10 protein-coding genes are annotated in these 20,052 nt (G+C 67.4%); 6 read left to right on the forward strand and 4 right to left on the reverse strand.

Annotated features, from left to right (window positions below; translation table 11 throughout):
* The first annotated feature begins 39 nt into the window (after positions 1-39).
* The 3 genes from OHA25_RS53970 (at position 40) to OHA25_RS53980 (ending at position 4,427) form a co-directional block, all read left to right on the forward strand.
* On the forward strand, positions 40-1,689 hold the full coding sequence (locus tag OHA25_RS53970) for an FAD-dependent oxidoreductase (protein ID WP_327584603.1): 1,650 nt from the start codon (positions 40-42) through the stop codon (positions 1,687-1,689).
* Positions 1,686-3,119 (forward strand): ATP-binding protein, encoded by a 1,434-nt coding sequence (locus tag OHA25_RS53975; RefSeq protein ID WP_327584604.1) that lies wholly within the window; start codon positions 1,686-1,688, stop codon positions 3,117-3,119. Before OHA25_RS53970 ends, OHA25_RS53975 begins: the two co-directional genes overlap by 4 nt.
* 174 nt (positions 3,120-3,293) lie before the next feature.
* Positions 3,294-4,427: a M20 family metallopeptidase gene (locus OHA25_RS53980; RefSeq protein WP_327584605.1), complete on the forward strand. Its 1,134-nt coding sequence runs from the start codon at positions 3,294-3,296 to the stop codon at positions 4,425-4,427.
* 188 nt (positions 4,428-4,615) lie between these two features.
* On the opposite strand, the gene OHA25_RS53985 is transcribed toward OHA25_RS53980, so the two are convergent.
* On the reverse strand, positions 4,616-5,632 hold the full coding sequence (locus OHA25_RS53985) for an ROK family transcriptional regulator (protein ID WP_327584606.1): 1,017 nt from the start codon (positions 5,630-5,632) through the stop codon (positions 4,616-4,618).
* Between the two features lie 73 nt (positions 5,633-5,705).
* On the opposite strand from OHA25_RS53985, the gene OHA25_RS53990 reads away from it, so the two are divergent.
* Positions 5,706-6,920 (forward strand): MFS transporter, encoded by a 1,215-nt coding sequence (locus tag OHA25_RS53990; protein ID WP_327584607.1) that lies wholly within the window; start codon positions 5,706-5,708, stop codon positions 6,918-6,920.
* Between the two features lie 16 nt (positions 6,921-6,936).
* On the opposite strand, the gene OHA25_RS53995 is transcribed toward OHA25_RS53990, so the two are convergent.
* Together OHA25_RS53995 and OHA25_RS54000 are read right to left on the reverse strand one after the other, a co-directional pair.
* The gene (locus OHA25_RS53995) at positions 6,937-7,698 is read right to left on the reverse strand and encodes a class I SAM-dependent methyltransferase (protein ID WP_327584608.1); all 762 of its coding nucleotides are present in this window, start codon (positions 7,696-7,698) and stop codon (positions 6,937-6,939) included.
* 13 nt (positions 7,699-7,711) lie between these two features.
* A complete protein-coding gene (locus OHA25_RS54000) occupies positions 7,712-8,455 on the reverse strand; it encodes an SDR family oxidoreductase (RefSeq protein WP_327584609.1) in 744 nt (247 codons plus the stop codon).
* A gap of 77 nt (positions 8,456-8,532) precedes the next feature.
* Between OHA25_RS54000 and OHA25_RS54005 the strand changes: the two genes are divergently transcribed.
* Positions 8,533-9,006, forward strand: a complete 474-nt coding sequence (locus tag OHA25_RS54005) for an RrF2 family transcriptional regulator (RefSeq protein WP_327584610.1) — start codon at positions 8,533-8,535, stop codon at positions 9,004-9,006.
* A gap of 139 nt (positions 9,007-9,145) precedes the next feature.
* Here OHA25_RS54005 and OHA25_RS54010 read toward each other — a convergent pair whose 3' ends face one another.
* Positions 9,146-10,195 carry a trypsin-like serine peptidase gene (locus OHA25_RS54010; protein ID WP_327584611.1) on the reverse strand — a complete coding sequence of 350 codons (1,050 nt, stop codon included), beginning with the start codon at positions 10,193-10,195 and terminating at the stop codon, positions 9,146-9,148.
* A gap of 1,407 nt (positions 10,196-11,602) precedes the next feature.
* Between OHA25_RS54010 and OHA25_RS54015 the strand changes: the two genes are divergently transcribed.
* Positions 11,603-20,050, forward strand: a complete 8,448-nt coding sequence (locus tag OHA25_RS54015; RefSeq protein WP_327584612.1) for a DNRLRE domain-containing protein — start codon at positions 11,603-11,605, stop codon at positions 20,048-20,050.
* Positions 20,051-20,052: the final 2 nt, after the last annotated feature.

Genomic DNA, 20,052 nt, shown 5'->3' on the forward strand with positions numbered 1-20,052 from the left:
CATGCTTCCAAATAGGGACCACTGGGAGAAGGTAGGGGCATGGACAAGCCGGTCATCGTGACGGTGGACGACGACCCAGGCGTCTCGCGGGCGGTCGCCCGTGACCTGAGACGCCGCTATGGCCAGGAATACCGGATTGTTCGCGCTGAGACGGCCAGGGACGGCATCGAGGCGGTCAGGGAGATGCGGCTGCGCGGGGACGACGTGGCGGCCATCCTGGCCGACTACCGCATGCCGCAGATGAACGGGGTGCAGTTCCTCGAGGCCGCCATGGACATGTATCCGTACGCGCGACGCGTGCTGCTGACCGCCTACGCCGACACGGACGCGGCGATCCAGGCGATCAATGTGGTGGATTTGGACCATTATTTGCTGAAGCCGTGGGATCCGCCGGAGGAGAAGTTCTATCCGGTGATCGACGGGCAGCTGGACGCGTGGCTGCGTACCGACCGGATCGAGCGGTCGGAGCTGCGCGTGGTGGGCGACCGGTGGTCGGCGCGGTCCTACCAGGTGCGCGACTTCCTGGCGCGCAACCACGTGCCGTACCAGTGGATGTTGGCTGAGGACCCGGAGGGCGCGCAGTTGGTGAAAGCGGCGGGCGAAAACTGCCATCTGCCGCTGGTGGTGACGGCCGACGGCACCACGCTGGAGTCGCCCGACCAGGCCACGCTGGCCACGGCGGTGGGCCTGTCGACGACCCCGGCCACTGACTTCTACGACCTGATCGTGGTGGGCGGCGGCCCGGCCGGGCTCGGCGCGGCCGTCTACGGCGCCTCGGAGGGGCTCAACACCGTGCTGGTCGAGGCCTACTCGTCAGGCGGCCAGGCGGGGCAGAGCTCCAGGATCGAAAACTACCTGGGCTTCCCCGACGGGGTCTCCGGCCAGCAGCTGGCCGACCGGGCGCGCAGGCAGGCGCTGAAGTTCGGGGCCGAGCTGCTGACCGCGCGCAAGGTGACCAAGCTGGAGGCGCGCGGGCAGGCACGCGTGATCGGGTTCAAGGACGGCGGGGAGATCGCCGCGCATGCGGTGATCCTGGCGACCGGCGTCTCCTACCGCCGCCTGGAGGCGCCGGGGCTTGAGGAGTTCGTCGGGCGTGGCGTCTTCTACGGCGCGGCGCTGACCGAGGCGCCGGCGTGCAGGGACGCCGAGGTGCACATCGTCGGCGCGGCCAACTCGGCCGGGCAGGCGGCCGTCTACCTGGCGGGATTCGCGAGCAAGGTCCACTTGTTGGTGAGGAGTGATGGTTTGGAGAAGTCCATGTCTCACTACCTCATCGAGCAGATCGCCGCGCTCCCCAACGTCGAGGTGCACCTCCAGACGGAGGTCGTCGGTGGTGGCGGCACGGGTCATCTGGAGCGGCTGACGCTGTCGACCAAGGGCGAGGAGAGTACGGTCGACGCCCAGTGGCTGTTCGTGTTCATCGGCGCGGAGCCGTACACGTCGTGGCTGGGCGAGACGATCGAGCGGGACGCGAAGGGGTTCGTCCTGACCGGGCCCGACCTGGTCCAGGGTGGGCAGCGGCCGCGTAACTGGCCGTTGCGGCGCGAGCCGTACTACCTGGAGACCAACGTGCCGGGGGTGCTGGCCGCGGGCGACGTCCGCGCGGAATCGATCAAGAGGGTGGCCTCCGCCGTCGGAGAAGGCGCGATGGCCGTCGCGCTCGTGCACCGTTACCTGGAGAAGCAATGACCACGAGCACCATCGACATCGACGAACTGCGCAAACTCTTCCTGTTCGAGCGGCTGACCGACGAGCAGCTCACCAAGCTGGCCAACAGCGGGCAGGTGAAGACGTTCGCGGCCGGCGAGGACATCGTCTGCCAGGGCGCGCCGGCCGAGTGCTTCGCGGTGCTGATCGAGGGCGAGGTGCAGATGCTCAACGAGACGGTGAGCGCCGGCACCGTCGCGATGCCTCGCTCGTCCCAGCCCGGCGTCTACGGCGGCGCCACCTCCGCTTACCTGGGCGACCGGGCGCCGCAGACCTACCAGCACACGCTGCGCGCGACCGCGCCGTCGCGGATCTTCCTGCTGCCGGCCAAGAAGTTCGCCTACATCGTGGCCGAATGGTTCCCGATGGCCATGCACCTGCTCGACGGCCTGCTGTCGGGCGGCCGCATGCAGCGGGAGATGATCGACCGGCGGCAGCGGCTGACCGCGCTCGGCACGATCACCGCGGGGCTCACCCACGAGCTGAACAACCCGGCCGCCGCCGCGGTGCGGGCAGTGGGCGAGCTGCGCACCCTGCTCAAGGACTCCCGTCTCCACCTCGCCCAGCTGGCTGAGGCCGGCATCCCGCCGGAGAAGCTGCGGACGCTCATCGAGGCGCAGGAGGCGTGCACGAGCAAGCTGGGCAACCTGCCGCCGCGCTCGCCGCTGGAGATCTCCGATGCCGAGGACGAGCTGGGCGAGGCGCTGGACGAGCTGGGCGTGCAGGACGCATGGGACCTAGCGCCCGCCCTGGTCAATGCCGGCTTCTCCGGCAAGGACCTGGAGAAGATCCGCACCAAGGTGGGCGAGCAGCACGCTCCGGGCGCGGTGCGCTGGCTGGCCGAGGCGATCGAGATCTCGCAGATGCTGAGCGAGGTGACCGAGGCGACCGAGCGCATCACCTCACTGATCCGCTCGGCCAAGCAATACTCCCAAATGGACCGCGCCCCGTTCCAGGAACTGGACGTGCACGACCTGCTCGACAGCACGGTCGCGATCTTCCGTGGCAAAATCCGGCCGGGCATCACCGTGGTCACCGACTACGACCGCACCTTGCCGCTCATCCCCTGCTACGGCGGCGAGCTCAACCAGGTCTGGACGAACCTCATCCACAACGCGCTCGACGCGATGGGTGAGTCGGGCACGCTGACCATCCGCACGGCGCACGACGAGGACGAGGCGATCATCGAGATCGGCGACACCGGCCCCGGCGTCCCGGACGCCATCAAGGACCGGATCTTCGAGCCGTTCTTCACCACGAAGAGCGTGGGCGAGGGCACGGGCCTCGGCCTCGACATCTCCTATCGGATCGTGGCAGGGCGGCACGGCGGCGAGATCAAGGTCCGCTCGGTGCCCGGCGACACCTGGTTCGAGGTACGCCTGCCGCTGAGGGAGGCTGTCCCGGCCGCCTGAGGCCCGGATGTGCGAGAAGCCGACTTGTCAGGAACGGTCATGAGCCCATGTAATGGATGACCATAATCCCGAAAGGAGGCGGGCCGGTGAGCACGTGGCGGCGGCTCGGCACGATCCTGGTCGTGCTCATCCCGCTCGGGGCGCCCGTTCCGTAGGTCCCTTGGAAGGATTCCCGTGTTGATCACCGACTGGACCCGGCGGGCCCTCCCTGCCATGCTCGACGACCTCAAGGCCGTGGTGGAGCTGGAAACCCACAGCTTCGACAAGGCCATGCTGGTCAAGGGGCTGCGCTCGATCCGCGCCCGGGCCGTCGATCTGCTCGGGATGCCGGATGAGGAGGTCCTGCACGACTGCGGCCAGTACGGCGACGTCCTGGAGCTGACCTATCAGGGCACCGCGCCGGGAACCGTGCTCATGCTGAGCCACTACGACACGGTCTGGCCCACGGGAACGCTGGCGGGATGGCCGTTCGCGGTGGTGGACGACAAGATCACGGGGCCCGGCGTGTTCGACATGAAGGCAGGGCTGGTGCAGTCGATCTGGGCCCTGCACGGGCTGCGCGAGCTGGGACTGCCGCATCCGAGCGTGCGGTTCCTGTTCAACGGGGACGAGGAGATCGGCAGCCCGGCCTCGCGCGAGCACATCGAGGCGGCCAGCGCGGATGTGCTCGCCAGCCTGGTGTTCGAGGCGTCGCTGAACGGAGCGCTCAAGACGGCCCGCAAAGGGGTGGGGCTGTTCAATGTGCGGGTGACCGGGGTGGAGGCGCACGCGGGGCTCGACCCGTACGCGGGGGCGAGCGCCATTCACGCGCTCGCCGAGATCGTCACCACTTTGGCCGGGGCCGCCTCCCGGGCCCGCGGCACCACCATGAACGTCGGCCTGATCAGCGGCGGCACCGGGCGGAACGTGGCGGCCGGGCACGCCAGCTGCGGTGTGGACGTGCGGGTGACCGAACCGTCGGAGATGGGACGGATCGACAACGTCTTCGCCGACCTGCGTGCCTCCGATCCGCGCGTCACCATCTCCGTGACCGGCGAATGGAACCGGCCGCCCATGATCCCGAACCCGGCCTCGCAGCGGCTGTTCAAGGAGGCGCAGGAGGTGGCGGCGGAGTTCGGGTGGCTGCTGGACGAGGCGTCGGTGGGCGGCGCCAGCGACGGCAACTTCATCTCAGCGCTGGGCAGGGGGGTGCTGGACGGAATGGGCGCGGTGGGCGACGGGGCACACGCCCGCCACGAACACGTCCTGATCGACCAGATCCATGAACGTACGGCCCTGACGATCGGCCTCGTCACCGCCCTCGCTTAGCCCCTCCCCATCGGCGCCGCCGCCCTCCAAGTCCCCTCGCCCCGGCCCCGCCCTCGCAGCGGCGTTCGTCTGCCATCCGTCCTCGGCCTCGGACCGCTGGGGCGATCGCGGCAAGCCGGCGGCACAAAGGGACTGGGACTGACGAGCGGCGGGCCGGCGGGCGAGCGAGCGGATGCTCGGCGTCAGCCTCAGCCGAAGACGCGGCCGCGGGTCAGGTCGAGGGCCGTGAGGACGGCGCCCTGGAGGACGGCATTGCCCGTGACCGTGCTCACGCGAACCTCCGTCGGAGCCGGTGACCGCTCGCGCAGCCGCTCGGACACCAGGGCGGCCAGTTCGTCACCACCGTCGTGTCCCGTCTTGCCGCCGACCACGATGAGTCCCGGGTCGAGCAGCGCGACGAAGGCGAAGGCACCCTTGGCGATCCGCCCTGCCAGCTCCGCCCGGCCGAGCCCGCGGACGACGCCGGGCTCCACCTGGTCGCAGTACGGCGCCCCGTCCACCTCCAGGAACCCGATCTCCCCCGCGCCGCCGGACACCCCGCGCCGCAGCCGCCCGTCGAGCACCACGGCCGCGCCCACGCCGTCGTCCAGCCAGAGCAGCACGAAGTCCTCGCTCCCCCGCGCCGCGCCGATCCGCAGCTCGGCGATGGCGGCGAGGTTCACCTCGTTCTCCAGGACGACGGGCACGCCCAGGCGCTCGCCTACGGCACCCATCAGGCCGCGCCGCCACCCCGGCACATCGTTGTCCGACACCACCTCGCCGTCACGCGGATCCACCAGGCCCGGCGCGCCGATTATCACCGTGTCCAGCTCCCGCCCTGCGGCGGCCTCCAGGATCACGTCCTCGATCAGCGTCTCCAGCGATCCGTCGATGGCGCGGGTGGCCGAGCCGACGACCTGCCCGGTGATGTCGGCGATCGTGACGTGGACGGCGACACGTCGTACGTCCACGCCGGCCACGTGGGCCCGATCCGCCACCAACCCGTAGAGCCGCGCGTTCGGCCCGCGCCGATCCTCGCCGTATTCCCCCGTGATCTCGATCAGCCCCGCCTCTCTGAGCCGCTCGATCAGGTCGGACACGGTGGGTCTGGACAGTCCGGTCAGCGTACGGAGCTGAGGAGCGGTCAGGGGTCCGCGCTCGAGCAGCAGGTCGAGGGCCAGCCGGTCGTTGATGGCGCGGGCCATGGCCGGGGTCGCGGTCTTCACGGTCACCATAATAAGCAGGGTCCCTGCCTGAAACCGCTTTTCATCAGGAAGCCTGCCTGTTAATTTCTTGGGCATGAGACTGAGTCCTCATCACGCGATCGCCGCCGTATTCGCCGCGCACGGCGCCGTCGCCGGGAGCCTGTTCACCCGCATCCCGTGGATCCAGGACGTGCTGGGCCTCAGCCCCGCCACCCTCGGCCTCGTGCTCCTGTGCCCGCCCATCGGCGCCTTCATCGGCATGCCGACGGCCAGCCGCCTGGCTTACCGCTTCGGGAGCCGGGCCGCCACCCGCGTCCTGCTCGCACTGTGGTGCGCAGGACTGGCCTTCCCTGCGCTCGCGCCGTCGCAGGCGTGGCTGTTCGTGGTGTTCCTGCTGTTCGGGGCGGCCGCGGGCATGTCGGATGTGGTGATGAACGCTCATGCCGTCGTCCTCGAACGACACCTGGGCCGCTCGATCATGTCCGGATTGCACGGCATGTGGTCCGTCGGGAGCCTGGCCGTCGGCGGCGTCAGCGCCGTGGCGGCCAGCGCGGGCATCGATGCCAGACTGCACCTCGGAGCCGTGTCGGTCGCCTTGCTCGCCCTCGGCGCGGCAGCCGGCCGCGGCCTCGTCCCCGACCACGCGACCGCCCCCGGCCCACTGCCTCAGCACGACACACCACCACCGCCACCACGGCGCTTCGCCCTCCCCACGCGCGGGATCCTGGCCATCGGCCTGATCGGTTTCTGCGCGACCTTCGCCGAGGGCGCCAGCTCGAACTGGTCCGCCGTCTACCTCACCGAGGTCACGGAGGCCGGTCCCGGGCTGGCCGCCGCCGGCTACACCGTCTTCATGCTCTGTATGGCGGTCATGCGGCTGACGGGCGACCGCCTCATCCGGCGGCTCGGTCCCGTGGCGGCGGTCAGGACCAGCGGGATCGTGGGGGCCGCCGGCGGCATCGTCGTGGTCACGGCAAGCACACCCACGCTCGTCATCGCCGGGTTCGCGCTGATCGGGCTGGGCCTGGCGGTGATCGTACCGCTGGTGTTCGCGACGGCAGGAAACGTGGGAACGACCCCGGGCGAGGGGGTGGCCGGGGTGGCGACGATCACGTACCTGTCCGGCATGATCGCCCCGGCCGTGACGGGATGGCTCGCCGACACGCTCGGCTACCCCACGGCCTTCGCCCTGATCACCGGCGTGGTCGCACTCCTCATCCTGCTTGCCCCCGCCCTACGACGCCGCGCCAAGAACGTCCCCTCCCCCGAGAAACGAGAGGACCCTGTCGAAAGCCCCCTCCCAGCGTGACGCTGCGCCGCACCCTTTACGACGCGTCACCCGGCTTCGGTGGTGCGTCCTCCGGCCGCCTGGCCGAGAGCGGGCCCGGACCTTTCGTACGAGGTCCGGGCCGGCGCTTGCTACGCGCACCTGCCAGGTGTTCGTAGTACGAGTCGACGGCGGGCTGGCCTGTGTAGTTGGGTCCTGCCTGGTCGTCGGCGCCCAGAAAGCGATAGGGCAGGTCGACGGACGCGCGGCCGGAACGGCTGATCCTCCTGTTACGGCCGTCGTACGCCAGACCCGCCGCCCGCAGCGCGGCCGTCAGGGACCGTCCGGCGGGGGCGCCGTCCTCGCGCCGGATGCTTCTGACGTCGAAGTTGGCGACGAAGAGGCCGTCGTCCGCGAGCCAGCCGGCCGCACTGGCGAGGAGGCCGAGCTTGTCTCCCACGTAGTGGACGCCGTGCACGCAGGTGATGAGGTCGAAGCGGGTGTCGGGACGCCAGGTGGCCACGGAGGCGGTGATGAGACGCAGGCGCGGAGGCGTAGGTGAGCAGTCGAAGAAGCCGACCAGGTCGACCCCGACGATCTCGACCTCGTCCCCGAGCAGGACTGCGGCCTCGCCGAGGGCGTTCGCCGATCCGCAGCACAGGTCCAGCCAGCGAGCGGGCCTGGACGGCACGGCGCGAAGGATCTTGACGATGTCGATCCCCAGCTCGCGATCGTAACTGCGGAGGCGGCGGTCCCTGTTCATGAGGGAGTTGGCGACAACCGGGGAGTTTTCGAGCTCGTCGTCCGTGATCAGAGACATGATCGTGTGCGTTCTACCGCTGTCCGGCCAGCCATTCCTCGAAAGTCGTCGGCGCGATGCGGGCATCCTTGCCGGGCAGCAGCACGTCACCGGCCACCTCCGGGCCGAGCGGTCCCGACCACGTCGGCACCAGCTTCACCATCCGGCCGCGTGCCTCGTTGGTGCGCCGGGCCATGTCGACCAAGTCCTGCGGCTCGGGCCCGGCCACGTCGATCAGGCGCCTCTGGGGCTCACCGGCAGCGACCTCGGCGAGGACGTCGGCCACATCCGCTGGCGCGATCGGCTGTACGAGCAGCGGCGGAACGGTGGCGACTCCGTCGTGCTCGGTCCAGCCCACCACCATCGCCGCGAAGTCGTGGAACTGCGTGGCCCGGACGATCGTCCACGGCACCGGGCCGACGGTCACCAGGCGTTCCTGCTCCCGCTTGCCGGCATAGTGCGCGTTGCCCTCAACACGATCGATCCCGACGATGGAAAGCAGTACGTGGTGGCGGACGCCGGCCCGCTGCTCGGCGGCCAGCAGGTTGCCGGTCGCGGTTCCGAAGTACGCCACCGCCTCTGCCGGATCGGTCGCCGGCGCGTTGGTGGCGTCCACGACCGCGTCGACGCCGGCGAGAGCGCCGTCGAGTCCGTCACCGGTCGACAGGTCCACACCGAGGGATCGGCTGATAGATACGACGTCGTGCCCGTCCCGCTCGAGGGCGGCAACAGTGAGGGACCCGATGTTCCCGGTCGCACCTGCGACTGCGATCCGCATGATGTCGTTCCTTCCCGCTACAAGCCTTCGACATCTCGGACTAAATAGATCCGAGATATCGACAATACACTAGAGGCATGAAGTTGCCCGCGAGCACGGAATGGGTGCTGCACTGCGCCACGACACTGGCGCAGCTCGAGCCGGGAACCACCACATCTGCGGCCCAGCTCGCGGAGTATTACGACCTCGCGGCGCCCTATCTCGCCAAGCAGCTGCAGTCGCTCGTCAGAGCCGGCGTGCTGGCCGCCACGACAGGCCCGCGGGGCGGCTTCCGGCTCGCCCGCCCGGCTTCCGAGATCACGCTGCTGCACATCGTCGAGGCGGTCGACGGCACGTCCTCGCCGTACGAGTGCCGCGAGATCCGCCAGCAGGGCCGGGGAGCATTGCGACCAGAGGATTGCCTGCGCACCTGCGTCCTCGCCGAGAAGATGGCCGAGGCACACGACGCGTGGCGGCGCAGCCTCGCCGCGGTCTCGCTCGCCGACATCCTCGCCTCGCTGCCCGCATCGGCGCCGGCCCGCACCCGGTCACGCCTAGAGAGCCTGCGCTGACAACGGTCTACTGGCGGGTCGTGGAGACAGGATTCCGCGTTCCACCGCCTGGCCGCCGCAGGTCTGCGGCGGCCAGGCGGTGGTTCTACCGATTCACGGAGCTGCAACCCCCCTTCCGAGGGGTGGATGCCGGGCTCGGTCAGGCGGGCAAGATCGAGCCGCTCCATTGCGCACTGGCGGCGGAGTAGACCTGCGCCAGTTCGCCATCGAAGTATGGAGAAAGGCTCGTGTCGTAACGCAGATTGCCATCGGTGTCGGCGACGCTGATGGTGATGCCGTTGAGGTGCCCCCTGCCGCTGCTCTTGTCATACCGCAAGACCCAGGAGGAGCCGAGGGAGCCTTCACCAGTGAACGGGGAATCGACGGCGGCGAGTTCCTCGGCCTTCAAGCTGGGAACCATGGCGGAGGTTGTGCGACCGCTGGACGATTCGAGGGTCTCACCCGTGTAAGGCCGCTTGCCGTCGGGATGAGCGCCGGCAGGGTAGCCGAAGACGTCGACCAAGGAGTCCCGCGGCTGGTTCCAGGCCAGCCCCTGTCCACCGACGTTGTCGACCAGCCTTCCGAAATTGGTCAATCCACCAGAGTTTGAGGAGACGACGCCGCTGTAGACGTTGACGAAGGCGTAGTCGCGGTCGTAGTCCCCGTACGTGGGAAAGTCGTAATGGCCGTAAACCTGCCGTCCGACATACAAACCCCATGGAGCCGTGCCGTCTGAGTAGCCGGGAACGAAGACCCACTTGTCCAGGGTGGCGTCAAACCGCTGGGTGTCGTACACGCAGTGTCCTGCGGTTGCCACGAGATTGCGATATTGCGCTTGTACGGCGGTGCCTGTGCACCAGTGCGGCTGACCGTCGGCGCCGACGAAGAACACCTTGCCCCAGGTGGTGGGCGTGTCGGCGCCCCCTTCGCCAGGGTTGAGCGGGGGCATCGGCGTGCTGTTGCCGGGCTTGGTATCGGGGGTGGTGCCGCCGCCAGTGGGGGCGACATTGTCGACGGCGACCTGGACGTTGTACGGAGTGGCGTTGGCCAGGTTGGCGCCGCCATCCGCAAGCCAGAACGTCGCGACCTCAACAGCGGTCGCTTGAGATGAGGCCAGCGGGTCGGTCGTCACGCTGGAGGCCCCGGCCGGTGCGGCCACGAGACCAGCGGTCAGCAGGCCGACGGCAAGTACACCTAATGAACGCTTCATATCGTCGTCTCCAGATCCATCCGCGAACATAATTCGAACATATGATCGTCTTTGAGGCGAGACGCTACCTGCCCGCCTCGCAATGATCAACGGTTTTGTTAGGTTTTCTGTAGATCTGTCCCCGGGACGGCCGAATCGCGGGCGCCTACGGTGGTGCCGCCGTCGAGGTGGCCGCCTCCGCGCCGACGAGGGCAGCGTCGAGCCGATCGCGGATCACAGGTCTTAAGCCCAGGGGACGGCTGAGCCGCACGAGCGCTCGCCCCGCACGCGCTCATACCTCACGAGCCCGCGCTGGCACCACGACATGCCGGATGGCCGCAGCGGCGATTCACTTACCGATCTGGCCTGGTGGGGTACTCGCTTGTTCCTTCGCGGGCTCCTGCGGTGATTTACCGGCTTGCCCTGGTGGTTCTCGTGTCTGGCCGGGTGGCATGCGTTGATCACGCATTTCCGGAGATGTGCTGAGCGAGGCCGGCCGGGTTGCGCTTGCAGCCGGGCGGAGAGCAGGGTTCGTCGACTCGGAGATCCCAGGTGGCGCGGCCGCGGACACCGGCTTGTGCCGAATGGGCGTTGTCCGGACGGCGACGGGTTGGGGTGTGGCCCGGCGCGGGTGCGCGGTGGGGGCCGGGGTGCTGGTCAGGATGCTCGTCGGCGTGGCGGCGACCGCGTCGACAGGGTGTTGGCGCGGGGTCGGCCCGGCCGGGGCGGTGGTGAGGCGCATGGCAAGGGCGCCCAGGGACGCTGCGATGGTGTTGCCTTCGGGAGTCGGCAGGGGGTCGAGGGTGGGGGAACTGGCGGGGATGCCGATCAAGAGGGCGGCGAGGGCGAGATGGAGGAGGCCAGCCAGGAGCGTGGCGATAAGTATCGTCTGACCGCGTCCGTGCCGTTGCACCGTGGCCGCCTGGTGAGGGTGGGTCGTCACCGGGTGAGCGTTCCGGCCGCTGGCATGAGGGTGTCCTCCCGGGGTTCGAGGCGGGCAAACCGTTTCGATCAAGACATGGATGGCGGCGAAGGTCAAGAGGGTGTCGCGTGGGTCGCTGCCCGATTCCGGCATTTCCGCATGTCATGGGCTGTCAGATCTGATTTGCCGCACTGTGTCCGTTTCTGTGAGTTTGCTGGGAGTTGACTGCCGGGTGCGCTGAGGGTGTTCTGGGCGACCTGGGTATTTGACTCTCCGTTACATCTCTTGGAGACCGGCTGGGATCCCACTTCGGGTGGATCTTTCCAGCTTGATGGGCTCACGGCATTCCATTCAACAGTGCGTTCGACTCTTCGGGTAAGTCACCTTCCGTGGACCTTGACCGAATGTGCCGGTTTGTGGCTTGATGCGGGTGTTTTTGCTCCGGGATCTTTAAATCCTGCTTATCTGCGGCCCCTGGTGGGTCGCGTGAGTCGTGGAGTGTGCCCGTGTCGCAGTTACCCCTCAGACGCCCACAACCCCGATCCCGACGTCACACACGGTTACGTCGATCCGTCGCCCTGATCACCACCCTCGCCCTGATCGCCTCGCTGGCCGCGGCGCCACCCGCCGCCGCGCAGACCAGCACCGTGCTTGCGGGTGAGCCGAACCTGATCACCCGGGTCACGTCCTGGGTGGGCAGCACAGTGGCCGGCTGGTTCACCGCCGATCCCAAGGGCGAGATGCGCCCCAGCAATCAGAAGATCACCCTCCCAGGCCGCGACACCAGCCCGGCCCAGCCGCGGCCGGCCGCGCCGCCGGGCAAACGGGTCAAGGAACTGCCGGGCAAGGCCTCCCGGTTCACCACCGTGTACGAGCTGGACGACGGCCGGCGGCAGGCCGAGGTGTCCTCGCGCCCGCTCCGCTACCGGGACAAGAACGGCTCCTGGCATCCCATCGACACTCGGATCGAACAGCTGGCGGAGGACGGCTTCACGCACGGCAACGACAAGACGGGCTTCTCTACCCGCTTCGGCGACAAGTCCGACAAGCTGGTGCGGGTCAAGACCGGCGAGCAGCAGCTCACCCTGGGCGTGCCGGGCCAGGCGCGGCAGATCACGCCGAAGGTCGAGGGGGCCGCGGTCACCTATCCGGGCGTGTGGGACGGCGTCGATGTGGTCTATCGGCTGACCTCGGAGGGGGTGAAGGAGTACCTGGTCCTGACCAAGCCTCCAGCGGCGGGCGCGTCGTATGCGTTCACCGTCAAGACCGGCGGGATGCAGGCTCAGGCGCGGCCGGACGGGTCGATCGCGTTCCTGGGGCCGGACGGCACGGCGGCGTTCACGATCCCCAAGCCCTTCATGATCGACTCTGAGAAGGACGCCACCTCGCCGTACGGGTGGCGCTCGTCGGAGGCGGTGCGGCAGGAGGTCAGCCAGCAGGGTAGCGAGGCGACGATCACTATCACCCCGGATGCGGGCTGGCTGGCCGCGAGCGAGCGCAAGTGGCCGGTGGTCATCGACCCGACGATCCGGCTGCAGCCGGACTGGTTCCGGGCCGAGGACACCTACGTGAACTCGGCGGCGCCGGCCGCCAACTACGCCGACGGATGGCGGCTGCCGGTGGGCCGCACCAGCGCGGGTGCGATCAACCGGTCGCTGATCAACATCCCGGTGCTGGACGCGCTGCCGGACGGGAATGTACAGGTCGACCAGGCGCGGTTCGAGGTGTATTTCGATCAGGCGCTGGGTGAGACCGGGCCGGTGACGATCGGCGCGCACGAAATCACCTCCGACTGGTCGATTTACGACGTGGCCTGGAGCTCCCAGCCCTCCTTCAACGCCACCGCGGCTTCGACGGTGACCCGGCAGAGCGGCGAGTTGTCGCGCTGGCACTCCTTCGATGTCACCCCGGTGGTGCAGGGCTGGCTGGGCCAGGAGTTCACCTCCTATGGGCTGATGCTGAAGGCGGCCGACGAATCGGCGACCGCGAAGGTGGGCGGCCCGGTGTATGAGGCGGCCACGGAAAGCGTCTACGGCGGCGACGGTTATGGGGCCGAGACGGTCAACACGCCGAAACTGGTGATCACCTACGGCCTGCCGAGCGTGACGATCAAGCCGGTGACCACCGCCACCTCGGTGGGCGCCTCGGTGGCGTGGACCGCCTATGCCGACCCCACCCCGCAGGACGCCTCCGACAACCTGGTCGGCTACGAGCTGCACCGTAGCTGCCCGTCGGGGTGCGAACGCCCCGGAGGCGTGACAGCCCAGACCAGCGGCGAATCGCTGGTGGCCACGCTGCCACCGGATGTGACCGCGCACACCGACACCGCCAGCGGCGGCGACCCCGCAGCGGTGGCCGACCCCGAATACGTTCACGAGATCACCTACTGGGTGGTGGCGGTGCTGGCCAACGGGCAGCGTTCGCCATCGCAGGAGCTGACCGTGATCGCGCCCCGGCCGGGACAGGTCGCCACCACCCTGTACGCCGACGCCGACACCATGCTGTCCTCGGGCGAGCCCGCGGCCGGGCACGATCAGGCGCGGCTGCCGGTCGGCAACACCACCGGCGTTCTGGGCAACACCCGCGCCGTGGTGTCGTTCAGCGCTTTCGCCGATGCCGTGCCGGCCGATGCCGAGATCAGCGAGGCCGCCCTGTCGCTGTGGGGTGCTTCCTCCACAGGGTCCGGCGCCACGCTGGCCGCGCACCGGCTGAGCACCGCCTTCACCGAGGCGGCCACCTGGACCAGCCCCTGGACGACGGCGGGCGGCGACTTCGCCACCCCGGCGCTCGGCAGCGCGCCCGCAGGGAACACCGCGCCGGGGTGGCGGCGGCTGACGGTCACCGATGCGGCCAAGGTCTGGATCTCCGACCCGGCCGCCAACAAGGGGCTGCTGGTGAAGGTGGCCGACGAGGCCGGCACCGCCAAGCAGGCCGTCTCCTTCCTGTCCAGCGAGGCCGAAGAGCCGGTCTTGCGTCCACGGCTGCGCGTCGTCTACCGGGAGAAGGCCACCGGAGCCTCGACGTTCTACGTGCCGGGCACGCCGGAGCGGCTGGACTCCGGCGCCACGACCGAACTGCCGGTGGTGGTCACCAACACCACCACCGAGACCTGGCCGGCCACCACCACCGCGGTCTCCTACCACTGGAAGCTGCCCGACGGCACCGACATCTCCACCCCCGCCAACCAGGGCAAGACCACGCTGGGCGCGCCGCTGGCCCCGGGTGAGACGACGGTCGTCACCGTCCCGGTCAAGGCGCCGACCCTGACCGGCGCGGGCACGAACCTGGCCGAGGGCGCTCAGGTGGTGTGGGACGTGCAAGACACCGTCACCAACAACTGGAAATCGGCCACCCACCACCTGCCCGAGCTGCCGCAGCAGATCCGCATCGACTCCCCCACCAGCGACCTGCTCGGTTTGGAGAAGTTCTACTCCTATACCGGCAAAAACACCGGCGCCGGCGGCACCGCGCTGGTCAACCCGTACGCCGGCAACGTGGTGTGGAACTACAACGCCTTCTCCAACCCCTCCCGCGGGCCGCAGACCTTCGCCCGCATGACCTACAACAGCCTGGACACATCAACGGCCTCACTCGGCTACGGCTGGTCGCTGCAAACGTCCACGCTGTCCAAGCTGGGTTCGCAACTGAAGTTCCACCCATCCGGCCAGAACTGGCCGGAGCAGGTGCGGCTGACCGACGGGGATGGCACCACGCACGTGTGGACGCTGCCCGAAGGCATCGACCCGAACACCTGCACCCCCGCCACCTGTGGTTACAAGAACCCGCGCGGCGTGCACCTGTATCTGCAGCGCGTCGCTGACGACCGCTATCCCGACTATCCCACCGACGACCCGCTGCGGCAGTGGGTGTTCACCAAGCCCGACCGCACCCAGTTCTTCTTCGACGATGAGGGCTTCCAGTCCGCGATCGTGGACAAGAACGGCAACACCATGTCCTTCACCTACGAGCGGCGCAGGTCGAACAACAAGCCGACCAAGTTCCTGCAGTACATCACCGACGCCGCCGGGCGTAAGACGCTGACCTTCGACTACTACGCCAAGGGTCAGGACTACACCTACATCGAGGACGTGAACTGGCAGCCGGTCGAGGCCACCAAGCTGACCAACCCGCACATCATCGACAACGTCGAGTCGATCACCGACATCGCCGGCCGCAAGGTCACCTTCGCCTACACCGACAAGGGCCTGCTCGCCCGAATGATCGACGGCGCCGGAGACGAGCAGGCCAAGACGTTCGCCTTCCACTATGACGCCACCCAGGGCAACAAGAACGTCAAACTCGTCAAGGTCATCGACCCGCGCTCCCACACCGAAACCCCGCAGGGCTCGCAGAAGTACGCCACCGAGCTGGACTACTACGACGCCACCGAAGACCCGGAAGATCTGTGGAAGGTCCAGACCCTCACTGACCGGCTGGACGGGGTCACCACATTCGACTACGTCGACCCCGACGGCCCGGATGAGGCGAAGATCCACGCCACCGTCACCGACCCGCTCCAGCATCAGACGAAGTACGAGCTGGACGCCTTGGGCCGCCCCGAGAAGATCATCAATGATAAGGACGAGACCACCCGGCTGGTGTGGGACCCCGATCACAACGTCACCGACCTGATCGAGGCCAGCGGGCAGCCCAACCAGGCGGTCACCAGCTGGACGTATGACCCCAAGACTGGCTACCCGCTGACCATCACCGACGCCGAGGCCAACAATGCTGAGGTCACCAAGGCGACGGTGCTGGACTACTACAGCGGCCTGGGCGGCTACGTCGCCGATCTGAAGACCAAGACCAGCCCGGAAGGGCGCACGTGGGCCCTCAGCTATGACGACCGCGGCAATCTGAAGACGGTCACCGACCCGCTCGGCGTCACGACGCCGGACGCGACGGACTACACCACCTTCTATGAGTACGATCCCGTCGGTCAGCTGGCCAAGGTCATCGACGCCAGAGACAACCCCACCACGTTCACCGACTACCACGCCTCCGGCTTCCCGGAGAAGATCACCGACGCCTACAACCAGGTCACCACCACCGGCTATGACGTGCGCGGCAATGTGCTGTCGGTGACCGACGCGCTGGGCAAGAAGACCAGCCAGACCTACGACATCTTCAAACGCCCGCTGGAGTCCAAGGTCCCCAAGGACCAGGACGCCTCCCCGCCGGTGTTCATCACCACGCCCGCCCCGGTCTACGACCGCAACGACAACATCACCACGACCACCGCCCCCAACGGCGCCGTCGCCACCGCCACCTACGACAAGGCCGACCAACTGGTCGCATCGATCCTGCCCAAGGACACCGAGACCGGGCCCGAACGCAAGGCCACCTTCACCTGGGACCTGGCAGGCAACCTGAAAACCCAGACCGAACCCAAGGGCAACCTGACCGGCGCCAGCGCGGCCCACTACACCACGACCTACACCTACGACCCGATCTACCAGCTGACCGAAGTCCTCAACACCGACGTCGCCAACGGCAACCGCCAGAACAAGATCTCATACGAGTACGACAACGTCGGCAACACCATCAAGGCCATCGACCCGCGCAAGAACGCCACCACCGACACCGCCGACTACACCGCGTTCTACACCTACGACCTCAACCACCGCGTCAAGACCGTCAAGGACGCCGCCGGCTTCCAGACCTCGGTGGACTACGACCTGGACGGCCTGGTCGTCGGCCAGACCGACCAGGCCAACAACAAGACGATCATCGCCTACAACGCACGCGGCGACGTCACCGAGACCAAGGTGCCGCACTCGGTGACCGGCGGCGTCATCAAGTATGTCACCACCCAGTTCGCCTACGACGAGGTCGGCAACAAGACCAAGACCATCACCCCGCGCGGCGTGGAGACCACCGACGACCCCGGCGACTTCATCGCCGAAACCGTCTACGACAAGCTGAACCGCCCCGCCGAGGAGATCTACCCCTACGACACCGACGATCCGGTCTACAACACCCCCGACAAGGTGCTCTACACCTACGACCCGGTCTCCCGGCTCAAGACGATCTCCCACCCACCCTCGCACGGCCAGACCATCCGCAACATCTCGACGATGACCTACTGGGACAACGGCTGGTCCAAGACCACCAGCGACCCGTGGGACATCAAGACCACCTACGACTACAACGAGCTCGGCCTGCAGACCAACCGCACCGTCACCAGTGCGGGCGGCTCCAGCCAGCGGGCCCTGGACTGGACGTACTACCCCGACGGCAAACTCAAGACCCACTCCGACAACGGCGTCCCGCTCGGCCTCGACGTCGTCATGAACGACAACTCCGACACCGGCCAGGTCACCACCACCGGCACCTGGACAACGGGCACGGGCGGCAGCTCGGCCTCCAACATCGTCGGCCCGCAATCCACCGCTGAGGGCTTCGTCGGCTACGACTATGCCACCGCCCCGGCGGGCACCGGGCAGTCGTCGTTCACCTGGAACCTGACCACCCCATCGGATGGCACCTACAAGGTTCAGGTCCAGTACCCGACCGGCGCCACGGCCACCAACGCCAGATACACGGTCAAGCACCAGGGCGGCGAGGCCGGCGTCACCGTCGACCAGACCCAGAATGCCGGCACCTGGGTCGAGCTGGGCAGCTACACCTTCACCGCCGGCACCGCCCATAGCGTCACCCTCACCGATGCCGCGAACGGCACGGTGGCGGCCGATGCGGTCAAGCTGGTCCGCGACAACACCGGCGAGACGGACGCCGAGAAGAAGGACTTCTCCTACACCTACGACCCCAACGCCAACCTCACGAAGATCGAGGACAGGTCTCCGGCCGCGAAGATCGACGTGTGGGATGTCGCCTACACCAACCTCAACCAGATCGACACCATCAAGGAGTTCCTCAACGACGCGCTGAAGAACACCACCGGCTACGCCTACAACGAAAACAGCGCCGTCACCACCCGCACCCACGACAAGACCATCGCCACCTACGGCTACGACGTCCGCGACCTGGTCAACGAGGTCGTCAACAAGAAGTCCGCCACCGACACCGCGCCGAAGACGACCCGCTACAGCTACACCTCACGCGGCGAGCGCTTTAGCGAGACGAAGGCCAACGGCAACACCGTCACCTACGACTACTTCCTGTCTGGCGTTCTCCGCCACAGCCTGGAGAAGAAGCCCAACGCCACCGTCGTCTCCGAGCACACCATCGGTTACCAGGGCAACCTGCACCGCTCAAGCGACCACGCCAAGATCCAGAACGCCGACAACCCCGGCGCCTACCTCGACCACACCTACGCCTACACCTACGACCCCCGCGACCGCATCGCCAAAACCGTCAAAACCCCCACCAGCGGCGGCACGGCCGAGACCGAAACCTACTCCCACGACGCCAACAGCAACGTCTGGGAAGAAGAGGTCCTCGGCAAGAAGACCACCTTCACCTACGACCGCAACCGCCTGATGACCTCCGTCACCAACGGAGCCACCAGCACCTACACCTACGACCCCTACGGCCGCCTGCGCACCATCCAGGGCGGCGGCAAGACGCTCGAGAAGTACACCCACGACGGCTTCGACCACGTCACCAAGCACGAAAAACTCGGCGGCGACGGCGTCACCTCCACGGTGACCAGCTACACCTACGACCCGCTCGACCGGACCACGTCGAAGACTGAAAAGGAAGGCACCGCCAACGCCAAGACCACTACCTACTCCTACCTCGGCCTCTCGGCGGAGGTGCTCGACGAGGAGGTGGCCGGCAAACTCACCAAGTCCTTCCAATACAGCCCATGGGGCGAGCGCCTGTCGCAGGTCAAGGTCAACGCCGACAGCACCGAGGAATCGTCGTACTACGGCTACAACCCCCACGCCGACGTCGAACAGATCACCAGCGAGACCGGTGACACCCGCGCCACCTACGGCTACACCGCCTACGGCAAGAACGACGACAAACTCTTCACCGGCGTCGACAAACCGGACCCCGTCGACCCCACCGCCAAAGAGGAGTACAACCCCTACCGCTTCAACGCCAAACGCTGGGACAACTCCACCGGCATGTACGACATGGGGTTCCGCGACTACAACCCCGGCCTCAACCGCTTCCTCAACCTCGACACCTACAACGGCGCCCTCGACGACCTCTCCCTCGGCCTCGACCCCTGGACCAGCAACCGCTACGCCTTCACCGGCGGCAACCCCATCACCAACATCGAACTCGACGGCCATGAACCACGCCCCGGCCACTGCCACAGTACCTGCCCCACCTCTCAAGCCAAGATAGACAAGGCAAACGCCGAAAACCGTACTGGGCACGAGAGGATGCTCAAAAACTTCACGATTCGGAAACACAACCAGGCTTTCGACGCACTTATCCAGGACAAGAAGAATCCCACTCCGATCACGCTCTGGAGGAACTGGCAGAGGTATGGCTGGCCGTGTCCAGCACAGCCCTGCGCCAGGGGCGAAGCCTCCGATGCCGGCGTCATAGGGGAAGGCGATGGTGTAATCGAGGAACTCCTCTGGGATAGGCTCTTCAAGAAGAAAGGCGGGCCCGGAAGGAAAGCCGGTAAGGGACGGACCAGTATCGACGACGACGACTGGATGACCTTCTATCATGGCTCGGATGTGCCGTCTCTTCTCGACATTCTCAATAATGGCCTCGACCCCGCCAAGGCGACAGGACAGCGTAAGGAGAGTCCTGAAGCTGGATTTTACCTTGCGACAGAATATGTAGACGCGCTCGACTTCGTGGGATACTACCATCAGGGAGGAATAATCGATGTCAAGATGTCGGGCAAAGCCTTCAAACAGTTAATATTCGCCGGCGCACAGCTTCGCCCCATCCCACGAGGGCCCAAGTCTCCAGACTATAAGGGTCTCGAGTTCTTTATTCCGAAGTCCGCCTTCGGTCTGTTTAACCGCCTTCGAGAAGGGAATGAGATAGTGGTCGCCCCTTCGAAGGGAGATTCTTGACC

The organism is Nonomuraea sp. NBC_00507 (assembly GCF_036013525.1).
Taxonomy (GTDB): domain Bacteria; phylum Actinomycetota; class Actinomycetes; order Streptosporangiales; family Streptosporangiaceae; genus Nonomuraea.